Origin of the sequence: Micromonospora sp. NPDC047812, assembly GCF_040704175.1 — a bacterium.
GTDB lineage: Bacteria > Actinomycetota > Actinomycetes > Mycobacteriales > Micromonosporaceae > Micromonospora.
The window spans coordinates 1128974-1146477 of sequence record NZ_JBEYRY010000002.1; the positions used below are offsets into that span (position 1 = coordinate 1128974).

Below are 17504 nucleotides of genomic sequence, written 5' to 3' on the forward strand. Positions count from 1 at the left end.
TCTCACAGCGAGATGTTCTCAGAATGAGAGAGACATGGTTGACGAGCAGGACTTCCTGGCCGGGTACGACCCCGGGGCCTATCCGGCGGTCGCCGTGACCGTCGACGTGGTGGCGCTGACCATCCGCGACGGCGCGCTGCACCTGCTGCTGATCCGGCGCGGCCAGCCCCCCTTCGAGGGGCACTGGGCGCTGCCCGGCGGCTTCGTCCACCCCGACGAGGACCTCACCGCCGGCGCCCGACGGGAGCTGGCCGAGGAGACCGGGCTCGGCGGCGAGGGGCTGCGCCGCGTACACCTGGAGCAGTTGGGCAGCTACGGCGCCCCCGAGCGCGACCCGCGCATGCGCGTCGTGTCGGTCGCCCACCTCGCGTTCGCCCCCGACCTGCCCGACCCGGCCGCCGGCACCGACGCCGACGAGGCGATCTGGCTGCCGGTGACCGCGCTGAGCAGCCGGCAGCTCGCCTTCGACCACGGCCGGATCATCGACGACGCGCTGGAGCGGGCCCGGTCCAAGCTGGAATACACCCCGCTCGCCACGCGCTTCCTCGCCGGCGAGTTCACGATCAGCGAGCTACGCGCCGTCTACGAGACGGTCTGGGGCCACCCGCTGCACGCCGGCAACTTCCACCGCAAGGTGCTCTCCGTGCCGGGCTTCGTGGAGAGCACCGGCACCAGCACCGAGCGCGGCGGCGCCCGGGGCGGCCCCCGCGCCCGGCTCTACCGGGCCGGCGACGCCCGGCTGCTGCACCCGGCGCTGCTGCGCCCCGCCCGGGAGGAGGCGGTCCGATGAGGACCGCCGACGCCGTCCGCCTGGTCGCGGCGGCCCGCACCGACGCCGACCTGTTCGGCACGGACCAGCCGGCCCGGCGCTACCGCGAGCTAGTCGCGGCCCTGCACCCCGACCGCCTGCCATCCGACCCGGCGGTACGCGCCAAGGCCACCGACGCGTTCATCCAGGTCACCACCCGCTGGCGGGCCCGGCAGGTCACCGTCCTCGGCGACTACCGACTCGGCACGCCGGTCTACTCGGGCGACCTGGCCGACCTTTACGACGTCGGGGCCGACCGGCTGCTCAAGCTGCCCCGACGGCCCGCCGACAACGACCTGATGGCCCGCGAGGCGCACGCCCTGCGCACCATCGCCGAGCGCGGCGACCCGCGCTACCTGCCGTACGTGCCCCGGCTGGTCGAGGACTTCCCGCACCGGGACGCCGCGACCGGCGCCGAACGGCGGATCAACGTGCTCGCCACCGCACCCAACCTGCACGACCTCGAAGAGGTCCGGCGCGCGTACCCGGACGGGTTGGACGCCCGCGACGTGGCCTGGATGTGGCGGCGGCTGCTGGTGGCGCTCGGCCTGGCCCACGGGGCGGGCATCGTGCACGGCGCGGTCCTGCCGCCGCACGTGCTGATCGAGCCGGACGGGCACGGCGTGGTGCTGGTCGACTGGTGCTTCTCCGCCCCCGTCGGCAGCACGGTCCCCGCGCTGGTGCCCGGCTACGACGCGAACTGGTACCCGGACGAGATCCCCCGGAAGAAGCCCTGCGGCCCGGGCACCGACATCGCGATGGCCAGCGTCTGCATGAGCTGGCTGATGGGGCCGCGCGCGCCCCGCGAGCTGCACGACTTCGCGCGGGGCTGCCGCCAGCGGTCCCTGGACGCCCGGCCCGACGACGCCTGGCGCCTGCTGCGCGAACTGGACGAGGTGCTGGAGCGGCTCTACGGGCCGCGCACCTTCCGACCCTTCACCCTCAACCCGTAAGGAGCTGTCATGGGCAGTGGAATGTGGTCCACCGACGTGTACGACGCCGCCGACCGCTACCGCCGGACCACCGGCAAGAGCGCGTTCTCCTACAGCGACAGCGGGGCGCGGACCGTGCACCCCGCCCTCGACCCCCGCGACGCGATGCGCGAGAGCCGCGACTCCGACGAGCACCCCCGGTCGACACCCATCGCGGTGCTCTTCGACGTCACCGGCTCGATGCGCAACGTGCCGCGCGTCCTGCAGACCAAGCTGCCGCAGCTGCTCGGGCTGCTGCAACGGCAGGGCTACGCCAGCGACCCGCAGATCATGTTCGGCGCGATCGGCGACGCCACCTGCGACCGGGTGCCGTTGCAGGTCGGCCAGTTCGAGTCGGACAACCGGATGGACGACGACCTCGGCCGCATCGTGCTGGAGGGCGGCGGCGGCGGACAGATGAGCGAGTCGTACGAGCTGGCCATGTACTTCATGGCCCGGCACACCGTCACCGACTCCTGGGAGAAGCGCGGCCGGCGCGGCTACCTGTTCATCATCGGCGACGAGCTGGCGTACCCGAAGGTCAAGGCCCGGGAGGTGAAGCGCGTCATCGGCGACGACGTGCGCGAGGACGTGCCGCTGCGGCAGGTCGTCGACGAGCTGACCCGCCGCTGGGACACCTACTACCTGCTCCCCGCCGGCAGCCACTACTCCGGCAACGCCAAGGTGCTCGACTTCTGGCGGGACCTGCTCGGGCAGAACACCGTCGTGCTGGACGACCTCGACGCGGTCTGCGAGACGATCGCGCTCACCGTCGGGCTCGGCGAGCAGGCCATCGACCTGGACGAGGGCCTGCGCGACCTCGACCGGGCCGGCTCGGGCGCCACCGGCACCGTGTCCAAGGCGCTGGCCCGCCTGCGCGGGGGGCGGCGCGCCGAGGTGTCGACGCTGCCCGCGTTCCGCGACACCGGCGGCGAGGTGACCCGGCTGTGAGAGCCGTGACGGTGGTCGACCTCGGCTACGGAAAGGTGACCCGGCGATGAGACACGTGGCGGTGGTCGACCTCGGCTACGGCGACGCCGGCAAGGGCACGGTCGTGGACTGGCTCTGCGCCACCCGGCCCGTGCACACGGTGGTCCGCTTCAACGGGGGCGCACAGGCGGCGCACAACGTCGTGCTGCGCGACGGGCGGCACCACACGTTCGCGCAGTTCGGCGCCGGCACGTTCCACCCCGGCGTCCGTACGCACCTGTCGCGGCACGTGGTGGTGGACCCGCTGGCGCTGGCCGCCGAGGCCGACCACCTCGCCTCGGTCGGGGTGGCCGACGCGCTCGACCGGCTGACCGTGGACGGGGAGGCGCTGCTCGCCACCCCGTACCACCGGGCCGCGAACCGGGCCCGCGAGATCGCCCGGGGAGCCGACCGGCACGGTTCTTGCGGGCTCGGGGTGGGCGAGGCCGTCGCGTACGGTCTCGCCCATCCCGACGAGGCGCCCCGGGTCGCCGACTGCGGCGACCCGGGGCTGCTGCGCCGCCGGCTGGCCGCCCTGCGGGACCGGCTGACCGCCGAGCTGGGCCCGCTGGACGCGCCGCCGGTCGAGGACTGCCTGCCCGCGTTCACCGGCTTCGCCGGGCGGGTCGCGATCGTCGACCGGAGCTGGCTGGCCGGGGCGCTGCGCGCCGGCACCTGCGTCTTCGAGGGCGCGCAGGGGGTGCTGCTCGACGAGTGGCACGGCTTCCACCCGTACACCACGTGGAGCACCACCACCTTCGCCAACGCCGACAGCCTGCTCGCCGAGGCGGGCCAGCCCGGCGGCGCCACCCGGATCGGGGTGCTCCGGGTGGTCACCACCCGGCACGGGCCCGGGCCGCTGGTGACCGAGGACCCGGCCCTGCCGCTGGCCGACCCGCACAACCCGACCAACCCGTGGCAGGGGCGGTTCCGGTTCGGCCACTTCGACGCGGTCGCCCACCGGTACGCCCTCGCCGCCGCCGGCGGGGTCGACGGCCTGGCGCTCACCCACGTCGACCTCGCCGGCCCCGGGCTGCGGCTCTGCCGCCGCTACGACACCACCGACCGGCTCACCCCGGGCCCGCCGGGCGACCTGGACCGGCAGGCCGCGCTCACCGCCCGCCTGCTGCGCTCCCGACCCGTGTACGACGACCCGCCCGTCGACTGGCCTTCGGCGGTGGCCCGGGAACTCGGCGCGCCGGTGGTGCTCACCTCGCACGGCCCCACCGCCGACGACAAGGTCCCGCACGGCCCGCTCCTCGCCCCGCGACCCCTCCCGCTGGTCGGAACGCCGGCCGGGGCGTCGGCGTGACGCCGGGCCCCGCCGGCGGCCGACGCGGGTGATCCGGCGACGCGGGTGATCCGGCGACTCGGCCACCGGGCGGTGCGCGCCCGGCGAGCATGGGAGGCATGGAGTCCGTGCTCGACCTGCTCCGGCAGCTGGTCGCCTCACCGTGGGTGTACCTGCTGATCTTCGGGCTCACCGCGGTCGACGCGTTCTTCCCCGCCGTGCCCGGCGAGGCGGCCGTGATCACCGCCGCCGTGCTCGCCACCGGCGGCGACCCCGACCTGGCGTGGGTGATCGTCGCCGCCGCGCTGGGAGCCTTCGCCGGCGACCACGTCTCGTACGCCATCGGTCGCGGCGGCGGCGCGAACCGGCTCGCCCGCTTCCCGGCGGACAGCCGGCGCCGGGCCGGCTCCGAGTGGGCCCGGCGGGCGGTGCACCGGCGCGGCGGGCTGATCCTGACCACCGCCCGGTACGTCCCCGGTGGCCGCACGGCGGTGACCCTCACCATGGGCGCGGTCCGCTACCCGCTCCGGTCGTTCCTGCTCTTCGACGCCGTCGCGGCGGTGAGCTGGGCGCTCTACTGCGCCCTGCTCGGCCACTTCGGCGGGCTGGCCTTCGAACGCGATCCCGTCAAGGGCATCCTCGCCGGCGTGGGCCTCTCACTGGCGGTCACCCTCCTGCTGGAGTCGTTCCGCTGGCTACGCCACCGCAGGCGCCGCTGAACCGCGCGACGGGACGCGCCACACCGCCGCCGGACCGCGCGACGACTGCTGCCGCGCGGATGCCCGCCGCCGGCGGGCGAGCGGGGTCAGGAGGGGGTGGCCCGTGGGTGCCAGGTGACGCCGTGGAGGAGTTGACCCGCGCCCAGCCAGGCGACGTTCATCATCCGGGTGGCGGTCTTCTCCGGGTCGGCCTCCGGGTGGTCGGCGAGCCAGTCCGCCAGCGACTCGGTCGCCCCCACCAGGGCGTACGCGACGACCTCCAGGTCGGTCTCGCCCACCTCGCGACCCTCGGCGCGCAGCGCGTGGTCGAGCATCCCGGCGACCACCTCGACCAGCCGGGCGCGCATGCCGGCCAGCTCGCCGGCGAAGGGCTGCTCGCCCCGGGCCTGCCGGTAGAGCACCGCCCATCCGTCGCGGTGCGCCCCGACGAAGCCGAAGAAGGCGCGCAGCCCGCGCCAGAGCCGCTCGTCGGCCGGCAGTTCGGGGGCGGCCGCCCCGGCGATGGCCTGCATCATCCGGGTGCCTTCCCGGTGCAGGCAGGCGACGAAGAGTTCTTCCTTCGTGCCGAGGTACGCGTAGACCATGGGCTTGGAGATGCCGGCGTCCTCGGCGATCTCGTCCATGCTGGCGGCGTGGAAACCCCTGCGTGAGAACACTTTCACGGCCGCGTCGAGCATCTGCTGCTCGCGTACGGCGCGGGGGAGGCGCTTGAAGGTGGGTGGGGTGGACACCTTGCGAGCATACCTACTCGCCCGTAAGGTTACGCGCGAGTAGCCAATACCCGGAAGGTGCAGCCCCATGACTGACTTCGACCCGGCCAACTTCGCGAACGTCGGCCCCAAGGAGTTCGCCCAGCTGGTCAAGTCCACCCCGGACGACAAGATCGCCGAGGTGATGTCCGGCGACCTGCGTGGCAAGATCCTCGGCGAGGTCTTCGGCCGGATGCCGCAGCTCTTCCGCGCCGACCGGGCCGGCTCGACCAACGCGGTCATCCACTGGAACATCACCGGCCGTCCCGACGGCGGCACCGACACCTACGAGGTGGTCATCGCCGACGGCGCCTGCACCGTCAACGAGACCCCGCAGCACGACCCGAAGCTCAGCCTCACGATGGGCCCGGTCGAGTTCCTGAAGATCGTCTCCGGTGGCGCGAACCCCGTCATGATGTTCATGACCGGCAAGCTGAAGGCCAAGGGCGACCTGGGCCTGGCCGCCAACATCGCCAACCTGTTCGACATCCCCAAGGCCTGACATGGCCGAGTTCTCGCTCGACCTGAACGAGGAACAGCGGGATCTGCGCGACTGGGTGCACGGCTTCGCCGCCGAGGTCGTGCGCCCGGCCGCGGCCGAGTGGGACGCCCGGGAGGAGACCCCCTGGCCGATCATCCAGGAGGCGGCGAAGGTCGGCCTGTACGGCTTCGAGTTCCTCGCCACCTGCTGGGCCGACCCCACCGGCCTCTCCCTCCCGATCGCCAGCGAGGAACTCTTCTGGGGTGACGCCGGCATCGGGCTGGGCATCTTCGGCACCTCCCTCGCGGTGGCCGCGATCTACGGCGCCGGCACCCCCGACCAGATGGTCGAATGGGTGCCGCAGTGCTTCGGCACCGTCGACGAGCCGGCCGTCGCCGCGTTCTGCACCACCGAGCCCGAGGCCGGCTCCGACGTCGGCGCGATGCGCACCCGGGCCGTCTACGACGAGGCAGCCGACGAGTGGGTGCTCAGCGGGCAGAAGGCGTACGCCACCAACGGCGGGATCGCCGGGGTGCACGTGGTCACCGCCTCGGTCGACCCGTCGCTCGGCTCCCGCGGGCAGGCCGCGTTCGTCGTACCGCCGGGCACCGCCGGCCTGACCGCGACCCGCAAGCTGCGCAAGCTTGGCCTGCGCGCGTCGCACACCGCCGACGTCTTCCTCGACGACGTACGCGTGCCGGGGCGCTGCCTGCTCGGCGGCCGGGACGCCCTGCTCGAACGGCTCGACCGGGCCCGTTCCGGCAAGCGCGCCTCGGGCCAGGCCGCGATGCGTACGTTCGAACTCTCCCGGCCCACCGTCGGCGCGCAGGCGCTGGGCGTGGCCCGGGCCGCCTACGAGTACGCCCTGGACTACGCGAAGGAGCGGGTCCAGTTCGGCCGCCCGATCATCGAGAACCAGGCGGTCGCGTTCGCGCTCGCCGACATGAAGATGGAGATCGACGCGGCCCGGCTGCTGGTCTGGCGCGCCTCCTGGATGGGCCGCAACAACCGGCCCTTCACGGCCGGCGAGGGCTCGATGTCCAAGCTGAAGGCCGGCGAGGTGGCCGTCTCCGTCACCGACAAGGCCGTGCAACTGCTCGGCGGGGCCGGCTTCCTGCGGGACCACCCGGTCGAGCGCTGGTACCGGGACGCCAAGATCTACACCATCTTCGAGGGCACCTCCGAGATCCAGCGGCTGGTCATCTCCCGGGCCATCTCCGGCGTCCAGATCCGCTGACCGGCCGCAGCACCGAGCCACGGCACCACCTCACCGGTGCGCCGCGCGGCCGCCGTGCCGCAAGTGTGCCGGCGTCCGCCGCACCCGTACCACCGCGCACCTGATCTCCCGATCGCCGCGTGGGGCCCCTGCCCCGGGCCCCACGCGCACCGCCTGAGGAGGTTGCGTCATGGATCTGCCGTTCGTCGTCGCCACCCTGACCCGACGCGGGCTGCTCGCCCCCGGCCGACCGATCCGCGTCGCCTCCCAGCTCCGGGCGCTGCGCAGGTGGGGCTGGAACATCGCCGGCGAGCTGCGCCAGGCCGCCGCCCGCGACCCCGACCGGACGGCCGTCGTCGACGAGCAGGGCACCGGCCTGACGTACGCCGAACTGCTCGACCGGGCCGAGCGGCTGGCCCGGGGGATGCGGACGGCGCTCGGGGTGCGGGCCGGGGACCGGGTCGGCGTGCTCTGCCGCAACCACCACGGCCTGGTCGAGACGATCGTGGCCGCCACCCTGCTCGGCGCGGACGCGGTGCTGGTCAACACCGGGCTCTCCGCCGGGCAGCTCGCCACCGTGGCGCAGGAGCAGCGGCTGCGGGTGCTGGTGCACGACGCCGAGTTCGCCGACCGGGTCGCCAACCTCCCCGCCGAGGTGCAGCGGCTCGACGAGCGCGCCCGGGAGGCGCTCGGCACCGGCGCGGTCCCCGGCGAGCTGCGTCCCCCCGAGCGCGACGGCCGGATCATCGTGCTCACCTCCGGCACCACCGGCGCCCCCAAGGGTGCCCGGCGCCCCACGCCGAACGGCTTCGGCCCGCTGGTCTCCATCATCGACCGGATCCCGCTGCACGCCCGGGACACCGTCATGATCGCCGCGCCGCTCTTCCACACCTGGGGATACGCCGCCCTCCAGGTCTGCTTCGCCCTGCGGGCCACGATCGTGCTGCACCGCCGTTTCGACCCGGCCGCCACGCTGGCCGCCCTGGTGGCGCAGCGCTGCGACGCGCTCTTCGCCGTGCCGGTGATGCTGCAACGGCTGCTGGAGGTGCCGCCGCCGGACCCCCGCCCCCCGCTGAAGGTGGTCGCGGTCAGCGGCTCCGCGCTGCCGGGCGGCCTCGCCCTGCGATTCATGGACGTCTACGGCGACGTGCTGCACAACCTCTACGGCTCCACCGAGGTCTCCTGGGCGTCCATTGCCGGCCCCGCCGACCTGCGCGCGGCTCCGACCACCGCCGGCCGCCCGCCGCACGGGACCCGGCTGGAGATCCTCGACGCGGCCGGCGAGCCGGTGCCGGCGGGGCAGGTCGGCCGGATCTTCGTCGGCAACGAGATGCTCTTCGAGGGCTACACCTCCGGGGCCGCCCGGGAGCACCACGACGGCCTGCTCGACACCGGCGACCTGGGGCGGCTCGACGCCGACGGGCTGCTCTTCGTCGACGGCCGGGCCGACGACATGATCGTCTCGGGCGGGGAGAACGTCTTCCCGGCCGAGGTGGAGGACCTGATCGCCCGGCTCCCGCAGGTACGCGAGGCCGCCGTGATCGGCGTACCGGACCCGGAGTACGGCCAGCGGCTCGCCGCGTTCCTCGCCCTGCACCCCGGCGAGACGCTCGACGCGGAGGCGGTCCGCGAGTACGTCCGGCACTACCTGGCCCGGTTCTCCGTACCCCGGGACGTGGTCTTCGTGAAGTACCTGCCCCGCAACGCCACGGGCAAGGTGCTGGCCCGCGAGCTGCGCCGCTACTACGGCTGACCGTTCCCCGGCCGTTACTGCCCGGGTGCCCCACCGCCCCTAGGCTGGCAGCACCATGATCGGCTCCGGACCGCGCCGCCGTGCCCGTCACCGCCACCATCCCCGTCACCGCCAACCGGGACCACGGAGGGCACCGCTGCTGCTGGTCGAAGCGGCGACGCTGCTCTCCAACACCGGCAACGGCGTGGCGAACGTGGCCCTGCCCTGGCTGGTGCTGGAACGCACCGGCAGCCCCACCGCCGCCGGCGTGGTCGCGGCGGCCAGCGCCCTGCCGCTGCTGCTGTCCGGCCTCGTCTCCGGCACGATCGTGGACCTGCTCGGCCGGCGGCGGACGGCGCTGGTCTCCGACACGCTCTCCGCCGTCTCGGTCGCCGCGATCCCGGTCGTCGACGCGTTGCTCGGGCTGAACCTCGGCTGGATCGTGGCGCTGGCCGTGCTCGGCGCGGTGTTCGACCCGGCCGGCCTGACCGCCCGGGAGACGCTGCTGCCGGCCGCCGCGCAGGCCGCCGGCTGGCGGATCGAACGCGCCAACGGGGTCCACGAGGCGGTCTGGGGGCTCGCCTTCCTGATCGGCCCCGGCGTCGGCGGCGTGCTCATCGCCGCGATCGGCCCCGGCTCGACCCTCTGGGTCACCGCCACCGGGTTCGCGCTGGCCGTCGCGATGATCTCCGCCGTCCGGCTGCCCGGGGCCGGCCGCCCCGAACGTCCCCCCTCCGGGTTGTGGCGCGGCACCGTCGAGGGGCTGCGGTTCGTCTGGCGGGACCGGCTGCTGCGGACCATCGCGCTGCTCTCGATGGTGCTGGCCGCGCTCTACCTGCCGGTCGAGGGCGTGCTGCTGCCGGCGTGGTTCGTCGGCCAGGGAGAACCGGCCCGCCTCGGCGCGATCCTGATGGCGATGAGCGCCGGCGGAGTCGTCGGCGCGCTCGCCTCCGGCGCGGCGGGTCGGCGGATCCGTCGCCGCACCCTGATGGTGACCGCCCTCGTCGTCATCGGCGTGGCCCTCGTCGGGCTGGCCACCCTGCCACCGTTCCCGGCCATGATCGGCTTCGCCGTCGCGATCGGGCTCGCGTACGGGCCGGTCAACCCGCTGTCCAACTACGCCATGCAGACCCGCACGCCGGAACGGCTGCGCGGGCGTGTGGTCGGGGTGATGACCTCGTTCGCGTACGCCGCCGGCCCGGCGGGCTACCTGCTCGCCGGGCCGCTGGTCGGGTGGCTCGGGCTGCGTACCACCTTCCTGGTGCTGGCCGGGGCGCTGCTGGTGGCGGCCCTGACCGCCGTGCCGCTGCCGTCGCTGCGGGCGCTGGACGAGCCGCCCCGCTATCCGCCCGCCCCGCCCGGCGGCTCGGCGAACCGGGTGGAGGAGCCCGTCCCGCTCAACGGGCAGTACGCCTCCACGGCGCACCGGAACACGCCCCGCGTACAGGGGCGCGTCCGGGTCGACGACCTGTGGACGCCCCCCGCGCACCGGGACGCGCCCGTGCGGGGGTGACGGCCCGCATCAGGGATGGAGCGTCAGCCCCGGCGTGGTGGCGATGGCCGCCAACTGCGCCACGGTGAGCACCGGCGGCGGCCCGAACCGGATCGTCGGCGTCGCACCGTCCGCCCCGCCCTCGACGTGGTGGTTGTCCGTCGTCACCGTCACGGACGTGCCGTCCGTCCGGCGCACCTGCGCCCAGCGCTGCTCGAAGCCCTCGTCGCCCGGGGTGACCGTGCTGGTGGTGAGGGTGCCGCCGTCCGGCAGGCGGCTGCTCGTGCAGGTACGGGGGTCGGGGGCGGCGGCGCACCCTTCGGACGCGTCGACGGCCGTCGGGCCCAACGACACCGTCACGTTGTCGGCCCGGCCGATGCCGCGCAGCCGGGCGTGGGCGTAGTAGTGCCAGTGGCTCTTCTCGTAGGTGAACTGCACCGGGTCGCAGTCCGGGATCGTGCCGTGCACCGTCAGCCCCGACGGCACGACGGCCGCCAGCGCGGGACGCAGCACGAGAGTCAGCCGGGCCACGCCGTCGTCGGGGCGTTCGGTCGGCCGGTCGCGCACCGTGTCGTACGACTGCTGGGGCGCCGGCGGTCCGCTGGGCTCCGGTTCCGCCACCGGGCAGAGCGCCGCGTCGGCGGACGGCGAGCCGTCACCGGTCGGCAGGGTGGGCCCACCCGGTCCGGCGGCCGGGCCGACGAGCAGCGCCGGTGTCAGCACGACCGCGGCGACCAGGGCGGCGACCCCGGTGCCCGCCGTCGCCCACACCCGATGGCGGCGGCGCCGCCGGTCGTCGGCGATCAGCCGGTCCACGTCGATCCGGGTGGGCGGCGGCGACGCCACCGCGGTGCGCAGCTGCCGGGCGAGTTCATCCATCGGTGCGTGCCTCCTCGGCTCGGGCCGGCACGCCCACGAGGCGGCTCCGCAGCGCCTCGATCGCGCGCGCCGACTGGCTCTTGACGGTGCCGGCGGTGCAGCCGAGTTCGCGGGCGGTCTCCTCCACGGACAGGTCGCAGAAGTAGCGCAGCACCAGGACCGCGCGACGGCGCGGCGGCAGCTCGGCCAGCAGGGCGAGGACGGTCAGCCGGTCGGCGGCGCCGTCGGTGGCGGAACGGACGGCACCGTCGGGGACCTCGGCCCAGGCGGCCTCGCGCCGCCACGGCCGCCGTCGCTCGTCCAGCCAGACCCGCAGCAGGGTACGCCGGACGTACGCGTCGGGGCTGTCCATCCTGGACACGCGCCGCCAGTGCCGCAGCAGCTTGACCAGCGCCGTCGACACCAGGTCGTCGGCCGTGTGCCAGTCACCACAGAGCAGGTACGCCGTGCGGCGCAGCGGCTCCAGCCGCGCCCCGACATACTCGCGGTAGCCCTCGATGTCGGCAGGCAATCCCGCCACCTCCTCGCCTCACCGCTCAAACGGAGGCGGGGAGGGGGGAGGTTGCCCGGTCAGCCGGGAATGCTGATCCGCCCCTCGACGGCGGCGGAGGCGATGTCGGTGCGGTGGTGCGCCCCGGCCAGCTCCACGCCGGCCACCAGCGCGTACGCGGCGTCCCGGGCGGCGGGCAGGTCGGCACCGGCGGCGGTGGCGCAGACGACCCGGCCACCGGCGGAACGCAGCGACCCGTCGGCGTCCCGGCGGGTGCCGGCGTGGATGATCCCCGGCTCCTCGGCCCCGGTGATCACGTCGCCGGTGCGCGGGGCGGCCGGGTAGCCGTCGGCGGCGACCACCACCGTGACGGCGGCACCGGCGCGCCAGCGCAGCGGCGGGTGCCCGGCCAGCGTGCCGGTCGCGGCGGCGTGCAGCAGCCCGGCCAGCGGGGTCTCCAGCAGCGCCAGCACCACCTGCGTCTCCGGGTCGCCGAAGCGGGCGTTGAACTCGATCACCCGAGGGCCCCCGGCGGTGATCGCCAGCCCGACGTAGAGCAGGCCCGCGAACGGGGTGCCCCGGCGGGCCATCTCCGCCAGGGTCGGGTGCACGACGTCGCGCATGACCTCGTCGACCAGGCCCGACGGCGCCCAGGGCAGCGGCGCGTACGCCCCCATGCCGCCGGTGTTCGGGCCGGTGTCGCCGTCGCCGACCCGCTTGAAGTCCTGCGCCGGCAGCAGCGGCACCGCCGCCTCGCCGTCGGTCACCACGAAGAGGGAGACCTCCGGGCCGGCCAGGTACTCCTCGACGACGACCCGACCGCACTCCTCGGCGTGCCGCAGCGCGGCGGCGCGGTCGTCGGTCACCACGACGCCCTTGCCGGCGGCGAGCCCGTCGTTCTTCACCACGTACGGCGCGCCGAACTCGTCCAGCGCCCTGCCGGTGCTCTCCGCGTCCGTGCAGGTGTACGCGCGGGCGGTCGGTACGCCGGCGGCGGTCATCACGTCCTTGGCGAACGTCTTCGAGCCCTCCAGCCGGGCGGCCTCGGCGGACGGCCCGAACGCGGGGATCCCCTTGGCGCGTACGGCGTCGGCCACCCCGGCCACCAGCGGCGCCTCCGGCCCGATCACCACCAGGTCGGCCCCGGTCTCCACCGCCAGCGCGGCGACGGCCGCCGGATCGCAGGCATCCACCGCCCGCAGCGAGGCGACCGAGGCGATCCCGGGATTACCGGGCGCCGCGACCAACTGCTCGACGGCCGGATCCGCAGCCAACCCGAGCGCGAGCGCATGCTCCCGCCCTCCACCACCAAGAAGAAGAACCCGCACGCCCGCATCCTACTGACCCCCTCCCCAAGCCCCGTTGATCAAGAAGTTTGCGTCCCATTTTCGGCCCGGGAGGGGTCAGAACCTCTTGATCAACCATCCGGGCTGGAGCGAAGCGCCGCCTTGACCGTGTGGGGGATGTAGTCGGGACGCAATGTGTCGGCCCAGGTGAAGCGGAGGATCCGCCAGCCGGCGTTGACCAGCCGGTTCTGCCGCGTACGGTCCTCGAAGACTGCCTGGGGCGTGCGATGGGGTGCCTGCCCGTCCGCTTCGGCGATCACCCGCGCCGCTCGCCAGCCGAGGTCGCCGATGCCGAGCAGGCAACCGTCCCGGTCACGCACCTCCAACTGGAGTACGTCGGGCGGCACGCCACCGTCGACACACCGCAGCCTGGTGCGGGTCTCCAGCGGGGACTGCGCCCGCCCGTCCGCCTCCGCGAGGTGACGCCGGGCCGCGACGGCTCCCCTGCGGCCCACGAGAAGGGCCGGGATCCGGGCCAGGTCGGACTCGGTGACCACCCGCCGGTTCAGCGCGGAGTCGAGTACGCACACCGCCGAGTAACGGTCCACGCGGAGGATGACATCGGCGACCGTACGCAGTGGGGTGGTCACGGGCATCCCGGCGACCACACCGACGGTGCCCGGATCGATGGTGAGCTGGTGCACCACGACGTCAGGGTCGGTGAGCCGCTGCGGTCGTGGCCGGTTCGCCGGCAGCGACACGTGGATGGCGGATGCCGGACGGAGCCCGGCGATCCGATGCAGCTCGGCTGCGGTGTCGAGAACGACGACCGCGCCCGGCCCCAGGCTGGTGGCAACAGCCCGGATGCGGGCTCTACGCAGCGCGGCAGGGCTCAACTCGGGGGCCGGCACGAAGCAACCCCTCGCCACCCGGATCCAACGGCCCGAGCGGCACAGGCGCCGGATCTGGCTCCGACTGAAGCCGGCGGACAGGGCCTGTGCGGCCGTCACCACCCCGTTCTGGCGACCAGCGAGGCGGAGGAGTACATCGACACTCACCCCACCAAGATGACGATCGGTCCGCGCCTCGCACCGCCCCTGTGGACAGCCCCATTCTCCCTGTGGATAACCCGATCTCCCGGTGGAACCTCGACGCCGCGCTCGTCCGATCAAGAGGTTTGCATCCGGATCCGAGCCGGGTCAGGACGCAAACCTCTTGATCACCGCGCAGGGTCCCCGGGGTGGGGTTAGGGGAGGAGGGGGTGGCGGAGGACGTTTTCTTCGCGGCCCGGGCCCACGCCTACGACGCTGACGCGGGTGCCGCAGAGTTCCTCGATGCGGGCGATGTAGCGGCGGGCGTTCTCCGGGAGCTCGTCCTCGGTCCTCGCCTTGGTGATGTCCTCCCACCAGCCGTCGAGCTCCTCGTAGACCGGAGTCGCGTGGTGGAAGTCGGTCTGGGTCATCGGCATGTCGTCGAAGCGCTCGCCGTTGATCTCGTACCCGACGCAGATCGGCACCTTCGGCAGGCCCGTAAGCACGTCCAGCTTGGTGACCACCAGGTCGGTGACGCCGTTCAGGCGGCAGGCGTACCGGGCGACGACGGCGTCGAACCAGCCGCAGCGGCGCTCCCGGCCGGTGGTGGTGCCGTACTCGTGGCCGACCTTGCGCAGGTGCTGCCCGTTGTCGTCGAACAGCTCCGTCGGGAACGGCCCGGAACCGACCCGCGTCGTGTACGCCTTGCTGACCGCGATCACCTTGCTGATCGCCGTCGGCGGGATGCCCGCGCCCACGCAGGCCCCGCCGGCCGTCGGGTTCGACGAGGTCACGAAGGGGTACGTGCCGTGGTCCATGTCGAGCATGGTGGCCTGGGCGCCCTCCAGCAGGACCGTCTCGCCGCGGTCCAGCGCGTCCCAGAGCATGACCCGGGTCTCGGCGATGTACGGCTTGAGCCGCTCCGCGTACCGCAGGTATTCCTCGACGGTCTCGTCGACGTCGATCGCCTTGCGGTTGTAGATCTTGAACAGGAGCTGGTTCTTCTCGCGCAGCGCCAGTTCCAGCTTCTTGCGCAGGATGCCCGGGTCGAGCAGGTCCTGCAGCCGGATGCCCATGCGGGCGACCTTGTCCCCGTACGCGGGGCCGATGCCCCGGCCGGTGGTGCCGATGCGGGAGCTGCCGAGGTAGCGCTCGACGACCCGGTCGAGGGCCCGGTGGTGCGGCATGATCAGGTGCGCGTCGCCGGAGATCCGCAGGCGGCTTACGTCGACTCCGCGCTCGGCGAGCCCGTCGATCTCGGCCAGCAGCACCTTCGGGTCGACCACCACGCCGTTGCCGATGACGATCATCGCGCTCGGGGAGAGCGCCCCCGACGGCATCAGGTGCAGCGCGTACTTCTGGCCGTCCGGCGTGATCACCGTGTGGCCGGCGTTGTTGCCGCCGGAGTAGCGCACGACGTAGTCGACCCGCCCACCCAGCAGGTCGGTAACCTTGCCCTTGCCCTCGTCGCCCCACTGGGCACCGAGGAGCACGATCGCTGGCATCTCTTCGCCTCCAGAAGGCTCGGGTGCCAGGTGGCGACCGGTCAGCGAGCCCGGGGTGTCAGGCTAACAAGTAGTGGCGGCGCGGCCGGCAGGGGTCGCGTCGGGAGGCAGGAGGCCTTTCCGTGTACGACGTGGTGCTGCTCACCCTCGGCTCGGAGCGCGACGCGCCCGGCGGGGCCTGCGGCAGCGGCGGCTGCTGCGGCGCGGCGCCTCAGGACGGGGCCAGCGCGAAGGACGGGGCCGGCGCGACCGACAGCGCGAAGGACGGAACCGGCGCGACCGACAGCGCGACTGCCGACGCCTGCGCGACGGCCGACGTCTGCACCCCCGCCGACGGTGCGACGGCCGACGGGCGCTGCGACACCCCACGGGTGCCGGTGCTGGCCTGCGCGGACGCGCTCACCGCCCGCGGCGCCCGGGTCGAGACGGTCACCGCCCGCTCGGACGCCGAGATCGACGAGGTGCTGGCCCGGTTCGACGGCCCGCCCCGCCCGGACGGCCTCACCTGGCCCGACCCGGACACCAAGGCCCGGCTCGTGGTCGCCTCGGCCAGTGACGCCCAGTTGCGCGCCGTCGTGCGCCGACTCGTCCGGCGGTACGCCCCGCCGCCCAGCCGCCGCCCCGACGACCTGCCCGGCAACCGGACGGTGCCGGACCTGCCGCCGATCGGCGTACTCCCGCTCGATCCGGCGCGGAGCACGGCGCACCGTGACCTGGCGGCGCAGCTCGGGCTGCCCCGCGACCCGGCGGCGGTGGCCGCCGCCGTGCTGGACGGCAGGCCCCGCCGGCTGGACCTGCTGCGCAACGACGGCGGCTCGGTGACCCTGGACGGCGCGCTCCTCGGCGCCGCCGACGACAGCGGCCGCCCGCTGCACTGGCGCGGTCGGGTGGAGGTGGACGACGCCGTGCTCTCGAACGGCGACGATCCGCTGCTGGCCTGTGCGATCGGCAACGCGGGCGGGTACGCCCGGCTCGACGACGTGGCCCTGCTCGGCGACCCGGATCCGACGGACGGGCTGGTCGAGGTGGCGGTCGCCGTTCCCGTGGTGACCCGCTCGGCGTTGGGCAGGAAGCGGGTGCGGCTGGAGGTACGACGCGCCCGGGGGCGCGCCGTGGCCGTGCTGCCCCGCGAGGGGAAGGTCCCGTTCCTCGACGACGGGGCCGAGGGCGAGCTGAGCCGGAAGCGGTCCTGGTGGACCGAACCGGGCGCCTGGGCGGTCTGGGCGAGCTGACCTCGACGTCCCCGACGCGACCGACGCGGCCGGCCCGCGACGGCCGGCCCGGCGCGGCCACTGGGCCTATCCTCGGCAGGAGGAATGGGGAGGAACCGTGGTGGACGAGAACGTCGACCGGGTCCACGTGCCCGGCCAGCAGCCGATTCCGGAGCGGGACATCGAACCACTCTGGCCGCCGGAGCAGATCGACGGCATCGACACGCCGCCCTGGGCGTCTACCGCCGCGCCCCCGTCCGCCGTCCCGCCCCAGGGCCGGCCGGGTCACCCGCCTTCGCCGGCCGACTATCCGTCCCTGAACGGCGGGGTGCCGCTTCCCGGCGCGGGAGCCACCGCCGCGCAGGGCGCGAACACCGGCTGGTCGCCCCCACCGCCCGCAGTCCCGGGCCACCCGCCGGCCGCAGTCCCGGGGCCTGAACCGGCTGTGGCCCCGGGGCCTCCGCCCGCCGCGGCCTCGGGCCACCCGCCGACCTGGGCCTCTGCCCATCCGGCGGTCGGGGCCTCGGGTTCTCCATCGGCCCCGGCGTCGGGATGGGGGCCGGACGCCTCGGCCTGGGCGCCGCCGACACCCGCCGCGCAGACCCCACCGGCCCCGTCGAACGCCCCCCCGGGCCCGACGGTCCCGCAGAGCCCTATCCCGGGCCCGGGCCTTG

The 17504-nt window shown here is 74.5% G+C and carries 16 protein-coding genes; 10 read left to right on the forward strand and 6 right to left on the reverse strand.

From position 1 onward, the window contains the following. The first annotated feature begins 34 nt into the window (after positions 1-34). From AB0883_RS13070 to AB0883_RS13090, 5 genes are all read left to right on the forward strand, one after another. Positions 35-790: an NUDIX domain-containing protein gene (locus AB0883_RS13070; RefSeq protein ID WP_366641367.1), complete on the forward strand. Its 756-nt coding sequence runs from the start codon at positions 35-37 to the stop codon at positions 788-790. Then, a complete protein-coding gene (locus AB0883_RS13075) occupies positions 787-1761 on the forward strand; it encodes a serine/threonine protein kinase (RefSeq protein WP_366641368.1) in 975 nt (324 codons plus the stop codon). Before AB0883_RS13070 ends, AB0883_RS13075 begins: the two co-directional genes overlap by 4 nt. A 9-nt stretch (positions 1762-1770) precedes the next feature. After that, the gene (locus AB0883_RS13080; protein ID WP_366641369.1) at positions 1771-2730 is read left to right on the forward strand and encodes a hypothetical protein; all 960 of its coding nucleotides are present in this window, start codon (positions 1771-1773) and stop codon (positions 2728-2730) included. Positions 2731-2776: 46 nt separating this feature from the next. Next, the gene (locus AB0883_RS13085; protein ID WP_366641370.1) at positions 2777-4060 is read left to right on the forward strand and encodes an adenylosuccinate synthetase; all 1284 of its coding nucleotides are present in this window, start codon (positions 2777-2779) and stop codon (positions 4058-4060) included. Between the two features lie 98 nt (positions 4061-4158). Next, the gene (locus tag AB0883_RS13090) at positions 4159-4758 is read left to right on the forward strand and encodes a DedA family protein (protein ID WP_366641371.1); all 600 of its coding nucleotides are present in this window, start codon (positions 4159-4161) and stop codon (positions 4756-4758) included. A gap of 86 nt (positions 4759-4844) precedes the next feature. On the opposite strand, the gene AB0883_RS13095 is transcribed toward AB0883_RS13090, so the two are convergent. Continuing rightward, positions 4845-5489, reverse strand: a complete 645-nt coding sequence (locus AB0883_RS13095) for a TetR/AcrR family transcriptional regulator (protein ID WP_121397247.1) — start codon at positions 5487-5489, stop codon at positions 4845-4847. Positions 5490-5556: 67 nt separating this feature from the next. On the opposite strand from AB0883_RS13095, the gene AB0883_RS13100 reads away from it, so the two are divergent. From AB0883_RS13100 to AB0883_RS13115, 4 genes are all read left to right on the forward strand, one after another. Beyond that, positions 5557-6009 (forward strand): SCP2 sterol-binding domain-containing protein, encoded by a 453-nt coding sequence (locus AB0883_RS13100; RefSeq protein WP_089002639.1) that lies wholly within the window; start codon positions 5557-5559, stop codon positions 6007-6009. A 1-nt stretch (position 6010) separates the two neighbouring features. Continuing rightward, positions 6011-7225: an acyl-CoA dehydrogenase family protein gene (locus AB0883_RS13105; protein WP_366641372.1), complete on the forward strand. Its 1215-nt coding sequence runs from the start codon at positions 6011-6013 to the stop codon at positions 7223-7225. Positions 7226-7394: 169 nt separating this feature from the next. Beyond that, positions 7395-8957, forward strand: a complete 1563-nt coding sequence (locus tag AB0883_RS13110) for an AMP-binding protein (RefSeq protein WP_366641373.1) — start codon at positions 7395-7397, stop codon at positions 8955-8957. Positions 8958-9012: 55 nt separating this feature from the next. After that, a complete protein-coding gene (locus tag AB0883_RS13115; protein WP_366641374.1) occupies positions 9013-10449 on the forward strand; it encodes an MFS transporter in 1437 nt (478 codons plus the stop codon). A 9-nt stretch (positions 10450-10458) separates the two neighbouring features. Here AB0883_RS13115 and AB0883_RS13120 read toward each other — a convergent pair whose 3' ends face one another. The 5 genes from AB0883_RS13120 to AB0883_RS13140 form a co-directional block, all read right to left on the reverse strand. Next, positions 10459-11307 carry a hypothetical protein gene (locus AB0883_RS13120; RefSeq protein WP_366641375.1) on the reverse strand — a complete coding sequence of 283 codons (849 nt, stop codon included), beginning with the start codon at positions 11305-11307 and terminating at the stop codon, positions 10459-10461. Then, positions 11300-11818: a SigE family RNA polymerase sigma factor gene (locus AB0883_RS13125; RefSeq protein ID WP_366641376.1), complete on the reverse strand. Its 519-nt coding sequence runs from the start codon at positions 11816-11818 to the stop codon at positions 11300-11302. The genes AB0883_RS13120 and AB0883_RS13125 overlap by 8 nt, the downstream gene beginning before the upstream one ends. A 59-nt stretch (positions 11819-11877) precedes the next feature. Then, positions 11878-13125, reverse strand: a complete 1248-nt coding sequence (gene purD / locus AB0883_RS13130) for a phosphoribosylamine--glycine ligase (RefSeq protein WP_366641377.1) — start codon at positions 13123-13125, stop codon at positions 11878-11880. Positions 13126-13214: 89 nt separating this feature from the next. Continuing rightward, positions 13215-14141 carry a type IV toxin-antitoxin system AbiEi family antitoxin domain-containing protein gene (locus AB0883_RS13135; protein ID WP_366641378.1) on the reverse strand — a complete coding sequence of 309 codons (927 nt, stop codon included), beginning with the start codon at positions 14139-14141 and terminating at the stop codon, positions 13215-13217. 188 nt (positions 14142-14329) lie between these two features. Then, positions 14330-15619, reverse strand: a complete 1290-nt coding sequence (locus AB0883_RS13140) for an adenylosuccinate synthase (protein ID WP_366641379.1) — start codon at positions 15617-15619, stop codon at positions 14330-14332. A 122-nt stretch (positions 15620-15741) separates the two neighbouring features. Between AB0883_RS13140 and AB0883_RS13145 the strand changes: the two genes are divergently transcribed. After that, positions 15742-16851: a hypothetical protein gene (locus AB0883_RS13145; RefSeq protein ID WP_366641380.1), complete on the forward strand. Its 1110-nt coding sequence runs from the start codon at positions 15742-15744 to the stop codon at positions 16849-16851. The last annotated feature ends 653 nt before the right edge of the window (positions 16852-17504 follow it).